Genomic DNA, 17,949 nt, shown 5'->3' on the forward strand with positions numbered 1-17,949 from the left:
TACCCACAACGTTGTTTTAAGAAAAGATTCTTTTAGTCGTCTATTTAATTCCTGTTCTTGAGATGAAAATGACTCCTATTTGGTTTGAAGGAATGCTAATTTCTATTAAAAAAGATAAGATAAAGATACTTGTACAGAAGAGCTAGGAAAAGCAGCTGTAGGTTGGTTTGGATTGCTAACAGAATCGCCAATTTGCCCAATTTTATTAAAGTTGCCAAGATTGTGTACATAGCGAATTCCTAAGCCCAATTTGCTGAAAAAACGATACTCAATATGACCTACCAAGCCAAAGTTGAATCGATTGTTGGGCATATCCGCACCTTGTGCATGGACTAGGTAATCTAGTTCAGCACCCGCACCAATAAAAAAGTTTTTAACAGGCATAAATTCTAACATAGCGGGCAATCCAACTGCAAAATAATCAACGTCATCTTGCTCCCAAAAATGCTTGTCGGTTCCGTGCCACAAAACATTGGCTTCTGTTCGTAAACGCAGCCAGTTGACGAATTTAAATTCGCCCATCAAACCTCCTGTCATACCCATGGTAGGAGTACCTTGTGTGAATAAATTGGAAGTGGTCAGTCCACCTTTAATTCCCATTTTAAAAAACTGTGCTTGACTTTGGTTTGTTCCTATCAATAATAAAGCACATACAGCAACGCTTACAAACAATTTTTGAATACCCATAATACTTCGTTTTGGAGAATATTACCTACTTTTAGAAAGAGTCTAATTGTAAGAATATTCTAGGCTTATAAATAACTGACTTAAGACAGTATCCCTCGTTAGGTGGAATTCTGTTGTCTAGAAGTGTGGTTGTATAAAAAATGTAAAAACTATGCCATAAAGTTGGGATGTAGATATGAAGCGCAACTATTTTCATGAAATCATTAGTATCTTCAAAAAATGCTTAGTTGCCCTATTAATATTTAGTTGTTTGGAATCTTTCTTTTTAATCAAACGAACAAAATCGTTTTTTATTGAGTCGCTTTAATTCTAATAAAACATTTTTTATGCCAAAGTGCTTGTGTTTAATGGTAAAAAATAAAACTTAAGTAAGTGGACAGAAAAAAAGTATCGCTAAAAATGCAATTGTTTTTAGTGTTGTTCAAAGAAAAGAATTGAAGTTTTACCTGTGGTGCTACTTCGTGGTAGCGGGCTAAAACGAGATTTTTTGATGAAGAATAGTGCAAAAAGAATTCTATTTTGCCTATAAATTTTTATAAAATTATTTGATCGAGTAGTAAGGCTAGATATTGATTTGAAATCAAATAACTTGTGTGTATGTGCAAACTATCCTGAACGAGGAGATGTTTGGTCGGAAGAATTTTATTTAGAAAAAGTAGTTAGTCCCAATCATCTCCGAATTGCTAACAAAGGTGCTAAAGTGTATACCAAAGGAGTCCATAATTTTATTTACAACAAAGAGCAGAAAGAGTTGTTATTAGAAAGTAGACACAACAAATCAGCTGTGAGTGCTGCGCAGTTGATAATCAAAATTTTAACGCAAAACGCAATAAGTTTTCAATTTGTTGATTATCAACTGCGCAGCACTCATGCAATAAATTAATAAAGTATCAATATGTCAGATTATAAAAAAAAAATACGAACCAATTAACTGTTCTTTTCACGATGTTTTACTAGAAAAAGCGACGTTTAGAAAGCAAGTAGAAATTGTTTATTATACAAAAGATGGAGAAAAAGAAACTTGCAAAGACATCATAAAAGATGTTTACACCAAAAATGGGGAGGAATTTATGCTATTGAAAAGTGAAACTATTGTTCGCTTAGACCATATTTATAGCGTGGATGGTGTTTTATTGCCCAAAACAAGTTGCAATATTCCAAAGGGCTAAAATAGAAGTTGATAAAAAAAAAGCCATCCTAAGGAATTAGAATGACTTTTTTAGATGTGATTTAATTATCGACAAAAATGGTATGAAAGGGTTGCTTGAAAAGAAGACCCTGGAAAAGCAAGGCTTGGCTCATTAGGGTCGTAAGCAACCTCACCAATCTGTCTAATATCGCTAAAGTTTCCTAAGTTGTGGACATAACGTAGCCCTAAGCCTAGTTGATTCGCAATGCGATATTCTATATGAGCCAATAGTCCTAAATTAAATCGGTTGTTGGGCATAGCAGCACCTCTTGTATGGGTTAAGAAATCTAGTTCCATACCTGTGCCCAAATAAAGATTTTGAATTGGCATAAATTCGACCATTACTGGTAAGCCAAATGCGAAGTAATCAATGTCATCACGTTCCCAAGCGTGCTTGTCGGTTCCATGCCATAACAAATTGTATTCGTGTCGGATCAAAAACCAGTTTGTCAATTTGTGTTCTGCGATAAAACCGGTTGTCAAGCCTGTTGTTGGAATCCCTTCTGTTACTAAGTTAGACGTTGTCAAACCTACTTTTAAACCCGGTCTAAATATTTGTGCTTGACTTTGTTCTATTCCTAAAAATAATAATAGCCCAATGACTACTCCTGTGAAATATTTATGTAAATGCATGATTTTTTGTTTTATGGTTACCAACATCTAGAAGCGAGGCTACCAAAAGTTGGAATGATTAAATTGTGGTATGCTTCGCCAAACCTATTTTGAAATAGGTGTTACTACTGGAAGCAAATTTTATAATTAATTACCTACAACTGGGCATGCCTAATTTTGAATTTTTGAAAGTTGCAGACTTTTATATTATCTTGTAACAATGGTTTATTAATCAAATTAATATATCAACAAAACGAGCTCTTGTTGGTTGAAATTCTATTTGGAACATTACTTTATTTCTCTTAATAATTTTAATATTAATCAACGCAAAACCTTGATTGAGTCTTCTGGGTATAAGTTACAAATAACTTACTAAGAAGATTGAATAATTTATTCTGTTTTAGAATGCTTAAAACTATAAATACAACAAGGAAAAGGCTAAAATGTTCATTTTGTGGCGTTGTTTTTGTTTTTTTGCACCTTGTTAAAATCATTTTTTACCAAGGTAACCCTTACCGAAAATTATATTCCAATGCGTTTTTTATTCCTATTTTGCTTAATAGCAAACACCTTATCGGCACAAATAGCGGAGGTTGATATAAACTTTAATTTACGAAAAATAAAAGTAGCTAATAAATGGGGTTTTTTAGATACAGAGGGGACTTGGAAAGTGCCTGCAATTTATGACAAGGTATTTGACTTTCAGAACACCTTGGCTGTAGTACAATTGGATGATAAATGGGGGTATATAAGCGAAGATGGAACGGTTGTTATTCCTATTGAATACGACAAGGCGTTTCCTTTTTACGATGGGCTGGCATTGGTGAAAAAAGGAGGGAAGTATGGGTATATTAATATGAAAGGAGAGGTTGTTATTCCTCTAATCTATGAATACGGGTGGCATTTTTTGTCTAATGGTATGGCCTATGTGCAAAAAAATGGAAAATGGGGGTTCATTAATAAAAAAGGAGTTGTTGTTGTACCTCTGGAATACGACTTTGTACAAGGATATACTGGTCCTTTGGCAGGAGTAGGTAAGCATAGCAAAATTGGGCTAGTGAATCAAGAAGGCAAAATGGTGATGCCTGCTTTTTGCGATCGAGTAGGAGTCTTTTCTGAAGGTCTAATTGCTGTAGCAAGAAACGAACAAGGGGGATATATGAATGTGGATGGAAAGTTAAAAATTCAAATGATTTACCACAGTACAAGTCCTTTTTCTGAGGGGCTAGCTGGGGTGCAAATGAACAAAAAGTGGGGTTATATTAATAAAGAAGGTAAAGAAGTGATCGATTATCAGTATGACAAAGTAGAGCCTTTTGTAGAGGGAGTAGCTCGTGTGTTCGTTGACAATGAATGGGATTTGATTGATAAAAATGGACAATCATTATTACAAGATGACTATGATTTATTAGGAGTGTTTTCAGATGGCTTGGCTCAAGTACACAAAGATGGTAAAATTGGGTTTATTAATCGGCAAGGTGTTTTGGTGATTCCACTTGTTTATGATGTATGTGGTGCCCCTAATTTTTCGGAGGGTTTTGTTGCCGTTTGCAAACAAGGAGCTTGGGGATATATAGATAAAAAAGGGACTGTTGTTGCTGATTTTCAATACACCAAAGCAGAACCCTTTTTACATGGCTTAGCCAAAATAGAACAAGAAGGTAAACAGGGATATTTAAATTCAAAAGGTCAAGTTGTCTGGTGGGTTGATTAAAAAACATGAAATCGTGCGGACAATATTTTTTATGAATTGGAGGATCAGACGAGTGAGTTTGTAAAGTAATTAAAGGTCTGCTAATATAATTGTAAAATTTTATGCCTAGTGTCTCAAAAAATACTATTTTTACGGCGAAATCTATAATTATAAATATACTGGTCTAAATCAATAACTTATTTTTTCTTTTACAAGACGATTTTTCATTATAGGATAGGAGTGTGGTTATCTTAAAATAGCTAAAATAACAACAAACCTAAATTTTATTATTGATAAATAACCGTTGCGTAGGTACTTGTTTTTAGATCATAAGAACAAAAAAAATAGCAAATTATGTCCTTGGATAAGATTACTGGCATATTGGGAGAAGAGAAATCCAAGCTTCACTTGGAGCACGAATGTAAAACATTTGATAAGAGTACATTGTACACACCAAGTCCCAATTTTATTGATGACGTATGGAGCGGATCTAACCGTAATATTCAAACACTTAGAAGCTTAGATGCTTTGTATAACAATGGTCGATTGAGCGGAACAGGTTATGTGTCTATTTTGCCAGTAGATCAAGGATTAGAACATACCGCAGGAGCTTCTTTTGCGCCCAATCCTAGATATTTTGACTCAGAGAATATTGTTAAATTGGCAATGGAAGCGGGTTGTAATGCTGTGGCTAGTAGTTATGGCGTATTGGCTTCTGTCGCTCGTAAGTACGCACACAAAATTCCTTTTGTCGTTAAGATTAATCACAATGAATTGATGACTTATCCTAACAAATACGATCAAATTATGTTTGGTAGTATCAAAAATGCTTGGGATATGGGAGCTGTGGCTGTTGGTGCAACAATTTATTTTGGCGCAGAAACATCTAACCGTCAAATTATAGAAGTAGCAGAAGCTTTTGATTACGCACACGAATTGGGAATGGCAACTATTTTATGGTGTTATACTCGTAATAATGCCTTTAAAAAAGATGGTGTAGATTATCATGCGGCAACAGACTTGACAGGACAAGCAAATCACATTGGAGCAACTATTCAAGCGGATATTGTGAAGCAAAAATTGCCTGTTAATAATGGTGGATTTACCAATATTGGTTTTGGAAAGACACACGATAAAATGTATAGCGAATTATCTACTGATCATCCAATTGATCTGTGTCGTTACCAAGTAGCAAATGGATATATGGGGCGTATTGGGTTGATCAACTCAGGAGGTGCTTCAGGAGGAAACGATTTGCAAGATGCTGTTGAAACAGCAGTTATCAACAAACGTGCTGGAGGAATGGGATTGATATTAGGAAGAAAAGCATTCCAAAAACCAGTTCAAGAAGGAGTTGAAATTATCAACGCTGTACAAGATGTTTATCTTTGCGATGCAATTGATCTGGCTTAGTCCAAGTAAATCCCAACGGATATAAAAACAAAAAAATAGGAGTCACTGTTTGTTTTCAGTGGCTCCTATTTTTGTTAAACTAATAGTCGTTGTTATGTTATACAATAGTTCGTTGAAACCACGGAGTAGCAGCGCAGCTAAACTTTATTAGTTTGATAATTAATAAGTTATGATTTTATCGTATTTTGTGTTAAAATTTTGATTATCAAACTAATATAAATGTGCTTTTTTATCTTTTTGGTAACTAAGCTTGCGATCTCACGAGCGTAGCGAGCTAAAAAAGTAAAAAATCAACGAACTACTAGTTATAGTAATACGATTTTTCAACGGAGTAATGTTATAGGTGAACGTAGGAAAAATCCCTATTGAGATGTCTTTTATGCATAAAATATAGACATAGGTTTGTCATTAGCCGAAAGATAGATTTGATTTCTAACGACCAATGCTATGCACTTCTGAAATAGAAAATGTTGTTACTTTAAGCGCTTGTAAATCGGTGATTTGAGAATTCCTAATTTATTAAAAAAGTGTTTGAAGGAGACCCCTAATACCCCCAAACCATATTTGATAGAACGTTGCAAATTGATTGATGATGCTTCGTCAAAATACTTGGTTGGACAAGTCACTTCACCAATATCAAAACCTGCATAAATAATCTGAGAAAGCATTTCATTATCAAATACAAAATCGTCGTCGTTGGCATTGAAGTTAATTGTCTCTAACACTTCTTTGCTGAAAGAACGGTACCCAGTATGGTATTCTGATAATTTGTAGCGAATTAAAAGATTTTGAGAGAAGGTCAAAAAGCGATTGGCAATATATTTATAAAGAGGCATACCTCCTTTTAAAGCACCTTTCCCTAAAATTCTAGAACCTAAAACAACAGGATATAAGTCTTCGCCAATAATATTGACCATTGACGGAATTAGTTTAGGAGTATATTGATAATCAGGGTGCAACATGATAACAATGTCTGCCCCAATTTCTAACGCTTTATTGTACAGTGATTTTTGATTGCCACCATACCCTTTGTTATTTTTGTGGATAATAATATGTTGGATACCTAATTGTTTTCCTACCTCTGCGGTATGATCTTTACTAGCATCATCACATAGAATAACCTCGTCAACTAAATCAAAAGGAATTTCATTGTAGGTCATTTCAAGTGTTTCAGCAGCATTATAAGCAGGCAAAACAACAACAACTTTTTTATTTTTGTACATAAAGATTAAAATGGTAGTAAGTAACCCCAAAAAATCGACAGTGTATTAAATTAGTTAAAATTTAGATTTTTTGTAGGTACTGATTTCTATTTATGATATGAAGAAGAACCCAAAATTAAAAAATAAATGCAATCTACCCTAAAATAAATGATTTTAAAATTGTTTTTAGACAACATGGGTTATTTATTACTTCATTTCTCTTTTTAGTATTAATTTTGTACTGTTGTGTTCTGCAACACAGCTTTTGAATCAAAGGCAATTCGTTGCCTATTAAAACAAATATTCATAGAATAAACTTATGTTACTATTAATATCTCCAGCCAAAACATTGGATTTCGATGCAACTAATATTGAAAAACATACTCAACCACAACTCTTGGAGCAAAGTCAAACGCTAGTGGACAAATTGAAAAAGCTCAACTCTAAAAAAATACAGGACTTGATGGGAGTAAGTGAAAAGATAGCAGACTTGAATGTTACGCGTTATCAAGATTTTTCATTGCCATTTGATCGTTCCAATGCCAAACAGGCAATTTTGGCTTTTAAAGGCGATGTCTATCAAGGATTGTCGGTAGAAGAGTTTAACGAAGCCGATTTAGATTTTGCTCAGGAGCACATTGGTATTTTGTCGGGTTTATATGGTTTTTTGCGTCCATTGGATTTGATGCAAGCTTATCGCTTAGAGATGGGAACAAAATTGAAAATCAGACGCAAAAATAACTTGTATGAATTTTGGGGAGATAGAATTACCCAGCAAATAAATGCGTCTGGTGCCAAAGACATTATTAATCTAGCTTCCAACGAATATTTTAAGTCTGTGAAAAAAGAAGCTTTGGAAGGAAATTTGTGGACAGTAGATTTTAAAGAAAACAAAAATGGAAAATATAAGGTGGTTGCTTTTTATGCTAAAAAAGCAAGAGGCATGATGTGTAATTATGTCGTTAAAAATCGCCTAGAAAAGCCCGAAGAAATGAAAGGATTTGACATGGAAGACTACCAGTTTAATGAAGCATTGTCAAGTGAACGTCATTATGTATTTACTCGATAGAGTGAAACCAATTTGCTGGGCTTTTAATCGTTATTGAGAAAACAGAAAAAGATGAGAATACTTCAGTTGTGTAAAAAATTTCCTTTTCCCTTGAAGGATGGAGAAGCTATTGCGGTCACTTATTTGGCACAAGCACTGCATCAATTGGATTGTGAAATAACCTTATTGAGTATGAACACAACCAAGCATTTTTTTGACAAAAGTACCTTGCCGAAAGATTTTAATCACTACGAATCCATTCATTTGGTAGATGTCGATAATCGAGTAAAGGCAAAGGATGCTTTTCTAAATTTGTTTAGTAGTCAATCTTACCATATCTCTAGATTTGTTTCTCCCAAATTTCAGTTAAAATTAATTGAATTGCTAAAAGCCAAAGAGTATGATATAATTCAGCTAGAAACACTTTACTTGGCGCCATATGTAGACTTGATTCGCAGTTATTCCAAAGCGAAAATTGTCATGCGTTCACACAATGTAGAGCATGAAATTTGGAAACGGATTACAGAAAACACTTCGTTGGGAGCAAAGAAAATGTATCTAAGCTTATTGACTCGGCGTTTAGAAAACTTTGAGTTAGAGTATCTAAATAAGTATGATATGATGGTTGCCATCACCGAGAGGGATTTAAACTTTTTTAAACAATTAGGTTGCACTATTCCTGCTCATGTCGCGCCAATTGGCTTGGAATTAAAAGATTATACAATAGAAGCAACCGAACACAAAGTACCTACATTTTGTTTTATAGGCTCATTGGATTGGATGCCCAATACGGAAGGAATTGAATGGATTTTGGAGAAAGTCTGGCCTAAGGTATTGGAAAAAGCTCCACAAGCTGTTTTTCATATTGCTGGTAGAAATACACCAGAAAATTTGTTAGCAAAAGAATGGAAAAATGTGGTTATCCATGGCGAAGTTCCTGATGCTGCCGATTTTATCAACTCTCATGATGTGATGTTGGTGCCACTTTTTTCAGGAAGTGGAATGCGTGTGAAAATTTTGGAGGGAATGGCTTTGGGAAAGGTGGTGTTAAGTACCGATTTAGGACTTGAAGGAATTCATGCCAAACACGGGGAGCAAGTTTTGATTGCTAACACGGTTGCAGATTTTGTCAATGAAATTATAATTTGTAGCCAAGAACCTAACATGATTCAAGCAATTGGAGCCGCTGCTTCTAATTTTATTCATGAGTATTATGATAATTTGTCGATAGGAAAACGTTTGTTGGATTTTTACAGCGAATTAATTAGTTCTCCATCAGTGTCTAGTGTTGGGAATTAATAGGGGATGTGTGGTTGTTCTTTTCATAAATAGTAGAGGCGTATAACCTGATAACTTTAAACGTAAATTTGTATATTGATAATACCTTATGGCTTTAATTTTGAGTGAGAGGGATTAAATACAAGTCTATGAAGAAGTTTCCGTTTTTATGGTGTTTTGTGTATTGGCTTGCTGTCGGGGGAATGGCAACTGCACAGCAGTTGGATACAATGGTTCATTATGAGCTGATAAGAAACGAACAGCCTTCTAATCTTTTATGGGAAGTTGTGCTGAAAGATGGGAGGGGAAATGTGCTAGCAGTTTGTAGAAGTCAGAAATTTGATGTTCAAGATCAATACATTCGAGCGGAAGAAGGAAAAATTACACTCTATTTGCATCACTCCGAAGGACAGATAGACTCTATTGTTCATTCAAATGTGTTTTTTCAATACAGTAGGGAAAACTATACTCTTAGAACAGAAATTCCTGCAACAGGAAATTACCCACCTTATTACATCAGTACACTACACCAAGTAGAGCTAGAAGTTCCAATTATAGAGTGGCAAATAAAACGAAAGAAACTGTATTTGGTGAATGAAAAAAGTGCTATATGCATTACATCTTTTAATTATTTTAATGCAGCTTTAATGGAAGCTTATCAAGGGTTGGGAACGACCAATCCTTTAGTGAAAATGGCTTTGTATGCTCAAAAAATGAAAAAAGAAAAGGTTTGGTTTGATGTACAAGAACTTGCTTTACTATTAGACAAACGCTTAGAAGGAGTTGTTTTGATGGATGAAGATGAGGTAAAAAAAGCCGAAAAAAATCCAACATTTAAAATAATAAGAGAACAAGAAGATTTTAGAGTTTTCCAAAAAGGTTATCCCTTAGTTTTTAAATTTGCAGGCATCGATGTGCAAGACCTGAAGCAATTGTTTTCCAATACTGTATTGGAAGAAAATGTAGTACTGCCACTTTATTGGAGAATGGTCAAGGATGGGTTTTTAATTTATGAGGAATCAACGAAACAGGTACAGTTGCAACAAAAATTATTTCATTATGTGGCAGCAATAAATCAAGAGTCAATATCAGCTTATGATCATTTGAAATTTTGTACCGAAGAAGGGCGTGTCGTTTTAAATATGGAAACGCAAGAGTTGCTTGTTCCCAATGTGAAAAATGTCATTTTGAGTATGCCTCAGCAAGTAGTAGCAGTGCCAAGGGGTAATCTGTCTTTATTACCTTATCGAAATCTTAAGTTTGACGGGCAGCTTTATGTTGGTAAGACCTGTTTTAGTGGTCGTAATATCCAGTTTAATTATCAAGGTTATCAAGTCAATTTGCCGAAAATAAATCGTTTACAGTTGGCGATTTACAAGCGAGCTAGAATTCAAAATGAATGGAGGATAGAGCCGCCTGTTATTACCCTAAAAAGGGCTTTGGATGAAAAAGGAAAACCTACCCATAAATTAGAGTACATTCCAACTGCAATAGAAGAAGGGAGTGGTTATTTGTTGATGGATTCTTTTTACCATCAACCTAAAGAGCAGACAACAACTGTTGATGCCCCTGTTTTGGTGCTAACTTCTAAAACGAAAGCATATTATGAACCTACTACAAACAATCAAAACGTAATTTATCCTCGCAAGAATTTTTATTTTGAGTTGGAGCCTTTTTATTTAAAACAACTGAATGACCTTAATTTAAAAGATTTTATTTTTAAAGGAAAATTTTACTCATCCAAAATTTTACCTGTTTTAAATAATCATTTAACAATACAATTATCAGATTTATCTTTAGGCTTTGATACAACGATTATAGGTAAGAGAATTCCAATTTATTGGAAGGAAAATATTGGCGGAAAAGGAATGTTTTTAGGACAAATTAAACTTTCTAACAAAGGCTTAGAAGGGAATGGTCGGTTGACTTATCTAAACGCTACATTGGGTTGTGATGTTTTTAATTTTCAGCCTGAACAAGTTATTGCAAAACAGGTAGATAGTTTGATCGTAAGGAAGACCACAATTTGTCCTAAAATAAAGGCAACACATCTTCGAATGTTGTGGAAGCCTTATGAGAATTGTATGTATTTAAACTCTCTTTTTACAGAGGGCTTTCCATTTCATTTTTATTATAACAATCAAATTTATAAGTTAGATGGGCAGTTGCAAATAGGAGCCAAAGAGACTGTAGGCAAAGGAACCTTGGATTGGGAACAAGCGGTCATTGTATCGAATCCTGATGGAGATTATAAGATAGGAGCAAGCAGATTGACGTCTAATTCGGTCGATTTGTTACTAAAAATAAAAGGGGTGGATCAATTTGGTATTGAATGCGAGCGTATTCGGATGGAATTGGATTTTGAAAGAGAAAAGGCAAGGTTTGTTTGCCAAGATAAAAATACGATTGTTGCTTTTCCTTATAATGGCTATGTCGCAAATTGCAAGGAACTTGATTGGGATTGGCAAAGCAATTTACTTTACTTAGAGCCAGAACAAGAAGGAGGGAAAGTTGTTATTAAAAGAGAAGGGAGCAAGCTCAGCTTTCCTTTTTATGCTTCTAAAGGAAGATACGATTTGAATCAAGGCTTATTGTATTTGGTTGATATAGCGCCTATTAGAATAGGAAATGCTTTTTTGTACTTGCACGACTCCGTACTGACGATAGAATCCGATGCTTATATCGAAGATCTGACGGGAACCTTTGTTATACATGATACTTTTAATTACAGCTTAGACTCAATGACATTGATTTGGAACAATGATGAGAATGCTTGGATTAGCCAAGGTAGTTATTTAAAGATAAAAAGTAAAGGGGAAAAGGGATATCGGGCAAAAGGAAAAGTGGTAGTTGAAGTGAATGAAAAAGGATTAATGCTAACCTATGGGTGGCTTTTGAAAAATGCAGATTGGATTATTTTTGAATGGCAGAATGGTATCTTAAAAGCTACTGCTAAGGAAGGAAAAATAGGAAATTTAAAGGGGGTTGATAAATCAAAATGGAAACAATTTAAAGCACATTGGTTGTGATAAGTATAAAATTTTAGAAAACAAAATATTTTAGCATTTTTTAAACATTTTTGGTAAATATGTGTTTTAGTTATTATAACACACATTTAAATTTAAAGCACATTATTTTGTGTTTAATTTGTTGATATTAAAAATATTAGCTAATCAAAAATCAATATAAAAAATGAAAAAACTATTTAATCTGTTATTTATTATCATCTTATTGACACAAACGGCATGGGCACAAGATGTTGACGTGACTGTACCTGTACAAGCAGGCTATCCAGGGTATTTAATGGTCATCTTGTCAGGAGTATTATTGGCACTTGGTTTTCAATTTTTTTTAACGGTTCTTTCTGTTGCAGCAGGGGTAACTACTGTTGGAAATCTAAAGAAAAGTTATGCAGAATATAAGTACGATCATCTTGGAGATACTGAAGAGGATGATGACGACGACCGATTAGAGAAATCTATTCCTATGGGCGTGAAAGTGACATCTGGAATTGGTGTTTGGAATATGTTGACGGTTGCTTTATCCTTACTTGGAGCAACGTTTTTTGCTTTAAAATTGGTGCCTATGGCAAGTAGTGTAACAAGCATTAGTTTATCGTTGGTAATTTGGGCTACTTTTTTTATGCTCCTATTTTACTTGGAAAGCAAAATGGTTGGGACTGCATTAGGTGGCTTGATCGGCACGGCTATAGCTGGAATAAAAGCATCTGGGAGCAAAATAGCTTCTATGTTTAGTACATCACCAGAAAAAAAAGCTCAAAAATTGGTAGATAGAACAATCGAGAAAGCGAGAAAGGAATTTTCTAGTGAGTTTGATATGAAGGGGGTGATGAATAGCATTAAAAATTTTGTTGATCAGCAAAATAAAAATATGCCGAGTTATAAAACACTAAAGAAAGATTTGAAAAAAATCGCTGCTAGTGTGGGAAAAGATGCCAATTCAAAATCTAGTGCTGCAAAATGGATGGCGGTTCAGACAATTATTAATGGAGCTATACAAACTGCTGGAAATACCGATACAGAAGAAGGGCAGAAGAAAGTAGACGAATTAAAACGCTTATTGGCAGAAATTAAAGATGCCTATAATGATGGAAATGATTGGCAAGAGAGTTTGCTCAATGTGCTTGAATTATCACCTGTAGACGAAGAGAATGTTGATCAAAAAATTGATGAAATCAAACATAAAATCAGAACGAATACGGATAGGGACATGAGTCCAGAGAGAATACAAGAATTGTGGAGCGATTTTATGAATAATCCACAAGGAAAAATAAATCGCTTGTTTGATAAAATGGGGACATGGAAACGAAAAGATATTATCAATCTACTGGATGAAAATACATCTTTGGAGCGCAGCAAGATTGAAGAATATGCTACTCGGATTGAATCAAGTATCGTTACCACTAGAGAGCGTTTGGGAATTACGAATGAAGATCCAGAAATTGAGAATCTATTGGCATCTTTTGAAAATAAGGTTCGAGCATTTATAGATACAACGGATGCACCTGAATTGCAATATCATTTACTGAAAGCAGATGTCAAAAATGTATTGAATAATCCTAATGATAGTTTGGATATCTTAAAACATCGTTTAAATACTTTTGATAGAAATACATTGGTGGCTTTATTAACGAACACACCATGGATTGATAAAAAGGATATCAATAATTTAGCTGATATGGTAGAAAGTGCTAAAAACGATCTGACATTGAAATTGGACAAGGTAAATGATAAAATAACAAGCACCGTAAATAACACAGAGCGCAAATTAGTGATTCATGCAGAGCATTTGCGTCAAGCAGCGGTATCTGCATCATGGTGGCTTGTTGCCACTATATTAATGTCTGCTGCTGCTGCCATAGGTGGAGGCATTATGTCTACGGTCGTTTAGAGCACATACGTCTATTGGCTAATAATAAATTATTTAATGAACAGGAGCGATACCTCAATGGGCATCGCTCCTGTTTTTTAGTAAAAAAGTTAATTATTATTGCCTGCCTTGCACTTCCAACAAGCGGCGTTTTGCTTGGCGATTGCGTAGAATCTTAACATAATCCAAAGCTTCACGAATATTGTAGTCTTCATAGGCTTTCTGTGCCCAGCGAATAGCTTCTTCTAGATTGCCATTGATTTCATTACTAATAGCCATATTATAAGCACCTCTGCCAGCAGGAATTCGTTTGTCGCTTTTAGACTCTTGTAGCCAAAGTTCTGCGGCGCCATCCCAATTGCCCGTTTGTGCTCTACGTTTGGCAATTTTAAAATTGGGACTTCCACCTACAAAGTAATCTCTAGAGACTCGAATTCGATAAGGAAGCAATCGTCTAGCATACAGACTGCCAATTTCACGGCTGTTTTGTTCTACCAAGTTTTTTCGGTTTTTGATGGCTTGAATGGCAACGGTGGGGTTAATGCCTTTACCAACTGAAACAAAACGTCTCGTTCCTGGAAACTCGTCATAAATGGTTTTAGTAAGTGGATCGTAAATTCGCCAAGTAGTATTGATAAAGGTAGTAACTTGAGCTTGATGCTCTAAGCCAGGGACTTCTAGCCCAATGGGAGTCGTAATGGTAACAGGAACCGTACTATAGGCAATCTTTGTGTCTGTGTCGTAATGTTCTAAAACAAAAAGTAAATCAACTTGTTGAGCTTGACAAATTGCTGCTACTTTATTCCAATTTAAGGGGGCTGCTGCTTGCCTCAAATTTGGATTTTCTAATTCAAAACTATCTAGGAGTACAACAGAATCGAAGCGTTGGTTTTGTATCAAATCATCGTAAAGTCCCACTAAACAGGCTTGCGCGCCCAAACTATCTAAGACCTTGCCTTCAATGGAGAGTACTTGATCGATTTTGTTTAACACATCATTGTCCTTGGTTACTTTTGTCCGAGCAATGATAGCTGCTTTTCGTACATCTGCTGGAATGGTAACGGGGGCGGGTTCTGTTACACTTAAGGTCATAATATTCGTACCACAAGCACCCCAAAAAATAGAAAGTATTGATAGTAAAAAGAAGAATCTCATAATCTGGTTATTTTAGTTGTTGTAAGAGCATAAGTCGATTTTAGTGCTTAACAAAGCAAAGCTCCTTAAAAAGTAGCTGTCATGTCAATTTTAAAGGCAAAGTTATCCAATAAGTTTTGGGGCAAATGATAAGAACCATAACGAACAAAAGCGCCTGCGCCAAGCCCGAAATAGCCAAAGTTAAACATCGGCAACCGTATTAAATTAGCTAACATAATGCCACTTTCAAAATAGCCTTTTCTCAAATCTTGCACAGCAATTCCCTCGTGATGTTCTGGGTGATCAAGCCAGCCAAAACCAATGGCTTGATATAGCTTTACTTCAGGTTTAAACGTAGGGGTGTTGAAGAGCAAACTTCCAAAATTATGTTCTATAAATAGGTAGGCAAATGAATTGACCAAAAATTCATTGGGGCGCATGGTTTGAAAGGTGTTTTTGATTAGAAACATACGCCAACGGTCGTAACTCCCTCGACCATTAAATAAAATAGAATAGGGTGTTTCGCCACCAACCCAACCTGCTTGCGCAAACCAAGAGGTTCTTCCCAATCCTTTCACAAAAAAGCTGCTTTCTAAACCTCCAACAATTTTGTGGTAATCAAAACCTCCATCCATAACGCCTTTTAAACCTTTGGTGTAGCTCAAATAAACGACGGGATAACGATTGCGTAAACTCATATTGCTGTTGCCCATTCTTACAAAATCTTCCTTGTAAGCAAAGCGAAATTGAATACCTATCCGCGCAAATTTGAATTTTTGTAGGATTTCATTATCAGAAACAAAACGGTAGTCATACAAAGGTATTTTATAACTCCAATTGCCCAATATGCGTGTTCGTAAATAACGAAAAGAACGGAAATAGCCAGATATTTCAAATTCATAGGTACGGTCCATTTGGTCTAAAACGTTTCTGCGAGTAAAGCTTTGACTAGGCAATACTTTTTTGGATAGAGAATGGGTATTTTGAATGATTGCAGCAGGTTCCAAAATGTCGTTTACATAGCTAATTTGAAAGCCAAAGTCTTTTTTGGGAGCAGGTCGAAACGTAATACTCCCACCGTATTTCCACTCTTTATCTTTAAAACCATAGGCAAAATAACCGCCTACAGAAAAATAAGGATTCCATTTGTAACTGCTGTACAATCCGAGCCCTAAGCGAAACTGTTCGTGCAAATTAAATTCTAAAATTTGCGTGTAATTGACCGATAGCCAATCCAACTGAATGCGCTCATCTTCTAATTCATTGATGGATGCCATTAGCAAATCTAAGGGAAGTTGTCGTCCAATTTTGTCTAAGACTTGGTACGTTTTTGCTTCTTTGACAGTGAGTTGATGCGTTCTATTTTCAATCCAAAAGGTACTGTCTTTGTTGTGCGCATCATCATTGATCGTAACTTTGTTTAATCCAAAATCTTTGGGATGAAGATGAGGATGTAAGTTGACATTGGTAATATACCTTTTTCCTTGAATAGTAAAGGTATCTACTTTTCTAGGGGCAAGCTCAACTTCAAAGTTTAATTGAGAAGGAAACCACTTCTGATGATCAATTAAAGTATATTGCTGTTCAATTTTGAGATGTATTTTTTGCTTCTGAGCAGGTTCCGCCAATACATTTTGTATGGCATACCCATTGGTGTTGATGTACAAAACGCCTTTTAAAGCATCAAAGGTTTTATTTTTTCTAGGAAAAAAGCGAATCATATACACCGTATCTTGCTCTTGATAAAGCGTATCTTCTAAACGGTATTCGTACTTTTTGATACAGCCACTGCTAATCGGATTAAGGTATTCTTTGTCTAAAATCAAGAAATTATCTTTGTGAAAACTAGTAGGCTGTATTTCAGCAATCGCTGTAACAAAGGTAGGGTCTTTAAAGCCTGAAAGTTTGCTGGCAATAATTGTTTCTTGGATTTTGTCAGGAGCAATGTATTGAACCTTCGAAATAATTTCCATCATAGTATAATAGAAATCAATCGAATTATGATCAACAGAGTCTTTGGGAGCTACCTTTCTAGGGTGATTGTGTTGGTCAAAAACGCGCATTTTATTATAACTATCATAGGTATAGGTGGGCACTTTTTTAGGGTCATGTAAGTTTCTATTTTTAGCCGCTTTTCTTATAATGCGGTACGCTGGATTTTCTCCTGCTATGACAACAATTTCTTCTAAAGCAACATCTGTTCTTTCCATTTCAAGCAAGAGCGGTGTCTCAGATATTTTTAGGGCAATATTTTTATTTAGATAACCAACATAGCTGAGTTGCGCACTAGTAATGGTTTCGTGATGTTCTAACTTAAATCGACCGTCAATGTCAGAAGTTGTGCCTAGTTGAATATTGTGGTTAAATGTAATATTAACAAAGGGTAAAGCTTCTTTGGTTTCGGCATCTATAATGCTACCTTCCACAATGAATTGGGCATGGGTAGAAAGACAAAAAAATAGAAAAATAAATGTAAAAAATGAATGCATTGTTTGTGAATCGATTCGAGTATGGTGTAGAATGGTTTATTGTATGACACTTTAGCTTAGTAAGAGCATTAACTGTCGGTATATACTGTTAGAGGTAGGTGCTAAACTTAAGGAACACTTGTTCTAAAAGGGCAAGAAGGGGGAGTCATTGTGTGGTTCATAATTGTAATAATGAGAAAAGCATTTGATAAATCTAAAAAAAATATCGTTTTCAGGCAACCCAAAAGCATATAAAGAAATCTTATGAAGATTCTAAGTAAGAGGTCAGAAAAAATAAGAACAAAAAATGGGATTATTTTTTTGAACGATTACTT

Annotated in this window: 12 protein-coding genes; 7 read left to right on the forward strand and 5 right to left on the reverse strand. The window is 35.1% G+C overall.

Features of this window, described 5'->3' with window-relative positions; translation table 11 throughout:
* Positions 1–105 precede the first annotated feature (105 nt).
* A complete protein-coding gene (locus QP953_RS14185; protein ID WP_052598953.1) occupies positions 106–687 on the reverse strand; it encodes an outer membrane beta-barrel protein in 582 nt (193 codons plus the stop codon).
* A gap of 574 nt (positions 688–1,261) precedes the next feature.
* Between QP953_RS14185 and QP953_RS14190 the strand changes: the two genes are divergently transcribed.
* A complete protein-coding gene (locus QP953_RS14190; protein WP_309555546.1) occupies positions 1,262–1,570 on the forward strand; it encodes a hypothetical protein in 309 nt (102 codons plus the stop codon).
* 351 nt (positions 1,571–1,921) lie between these two features.
* Here the strand turns inward: QP953_RS14190 and QP953_RS14195 are convergent, their stop codons facing one another.
* Complete coding sequence (locus QP953_RS14195) at positions 1,922–2,509, reverse strand: outer membrane beta-barrel protein (RefSeq protein ID WP_197043905.1); 588 nt, start codon at positions 2,507–2,509, stop codon at positions 1,922–1,924.
* A gap of 511 nt (positions 2,510–3,020) precedes the next feature.
* Between QP953_RS14195 and QP953_RS14200 the strand changes: the two genes are divergently transcribed.
* The gene (locus tag QP953_RS14200; RefSeq protein WP_309555547.1) at positions 3,021–4,202 is read left to right on the forward strand and encodes a WG repeat-containing protein; all 1,182 of its coding nucleotides are present in this window, start codon (positions 3,021–3,023) and stop codon (positions 4,200–4,202) included.
* 333 nt (positions 4,203–4,535) lie between these two features.
* Positions 4,536–5,594 carry a class I fructose-bisphosphate aldolase gene (locus QP953_RS14205; protein WP_052598947.1) on the forward strand — a complete coding sequence of 353 codons (1,059 nt, stop codon included), beginning with the start codon at positions 4,536–4,538 and terminating at the stop codon, positions 5,592–5,594.
* Positions 5,595–6,067: 473 nt separating this feature from the next.
* Here the strand turns inward: QP953_RS14205 and QP953_RS14210 are convergent, their stop codons facing one another.
* Positions 6,068–6,817 (reverse strand): glycosyltransferase family 2 protein, encoded by a 750-nt coding sequence (locus tag QP953_RS14210; protein WP_052599052.1) that lies wholly within the window; start codon positions 6,815–6,817, stop codon positions 6,068–6,070.
* Between the two features lie 298 nt (positions 6,818–7,115).
* Here QP953_RS14210 and yaaA point away from each other — a divergent pair, with 298 nt between their 5' ends.
* The 4 genes from yaaA (at position 7,116) to QP953_RS14230 (ending at position 14,033) form a co-directional block, all read left to right on the forward strand.
* Positions 7,116–7,865, forward strand: coding sequence for a peroxide stress protein YaaA (gene yaaA / locus QP953_RS14215; RefSeq protein ID WP_309555549.1), 750 nt, complete (start codon positions 7,116–7,118; stop codon positions 7,863–7,865).
* Between the two features lie 51 nt (positions 7,866–7,916).
* Positions 7,917–9,143: a glycosyltransferase family 4 protein gene (locus tag QP953_RS14220; protein WP_309555550.1), complete on the forward strand. Its 1,227-nt coding sequence runs from the start codon at positions 7,917–7,919 to the stop codon at positions 9,141–9,143.
* A gap of 128 nt (positions 9,144–9,271) precedes the next feature.
* The gene (locus QP953_RS14225) at positions 9,272–12,151 is read left to right on the forward strand and encodes a hypothetical protein (protein WP_309555552.1); all 2,880 of its coding nucleotides are present in this window, start codon (positions 9,272–9,274) and stop codon (positions 12,149–12,151) included.
* 163 nt (positions 12,152–12,314) lie between these two features.
* On the forward strand, positions 12,315–14,033 hold the full coding sequence (locus QP953_RS14230) for a hypothetical protein (protein ID WP_309555553.1): 1,719 nt from the start codon (positions 12,315–12,317) through the stop codon (positions 14,031–14,033).
* A gap of 96 nt (positions 14,034–14,129) precedes the next feature.
* On the opposite strand, the gene QP953_RS14235 is transcribed toward QP953_RS14230, so the two are convergent.
* Both QP953_RS14235 and QP953_RS14240 read right to left on the reverse strand, forming a co-directional pair.
* Complete coding sequence (locus tag QP953_RS14235) at positions 14,130–15,167, reverse strand: DUF6340 family protein (protein WP_309555554.1); 1,038 nt, start codon at positions 15,165–15,167, stop codon at positions 14,130–14,132.
* 65 nt (positions 15,168–15,232) lie between these two features.
* Positions 15,233–17,635, reverse strand: a complete 2,403-nt coding sequence (locus tag QP953_RS14240) for a DUF5686 family protein (RefSeq protein WP_309555555.1) — start codon at positions 17,633–17,635, stop codon at positions 15,233–15,235.
* Positions 17,636–17,949: the final 314 nt, after the last annotated feature.

The organism is Aureispira sp. CCB-E (assembly GCF_031326345.1).
GTDB lineage: Bacteria > Bacteroidota > Bacteroidia > Chitinophagales > Saprospiraceae > Aureispira.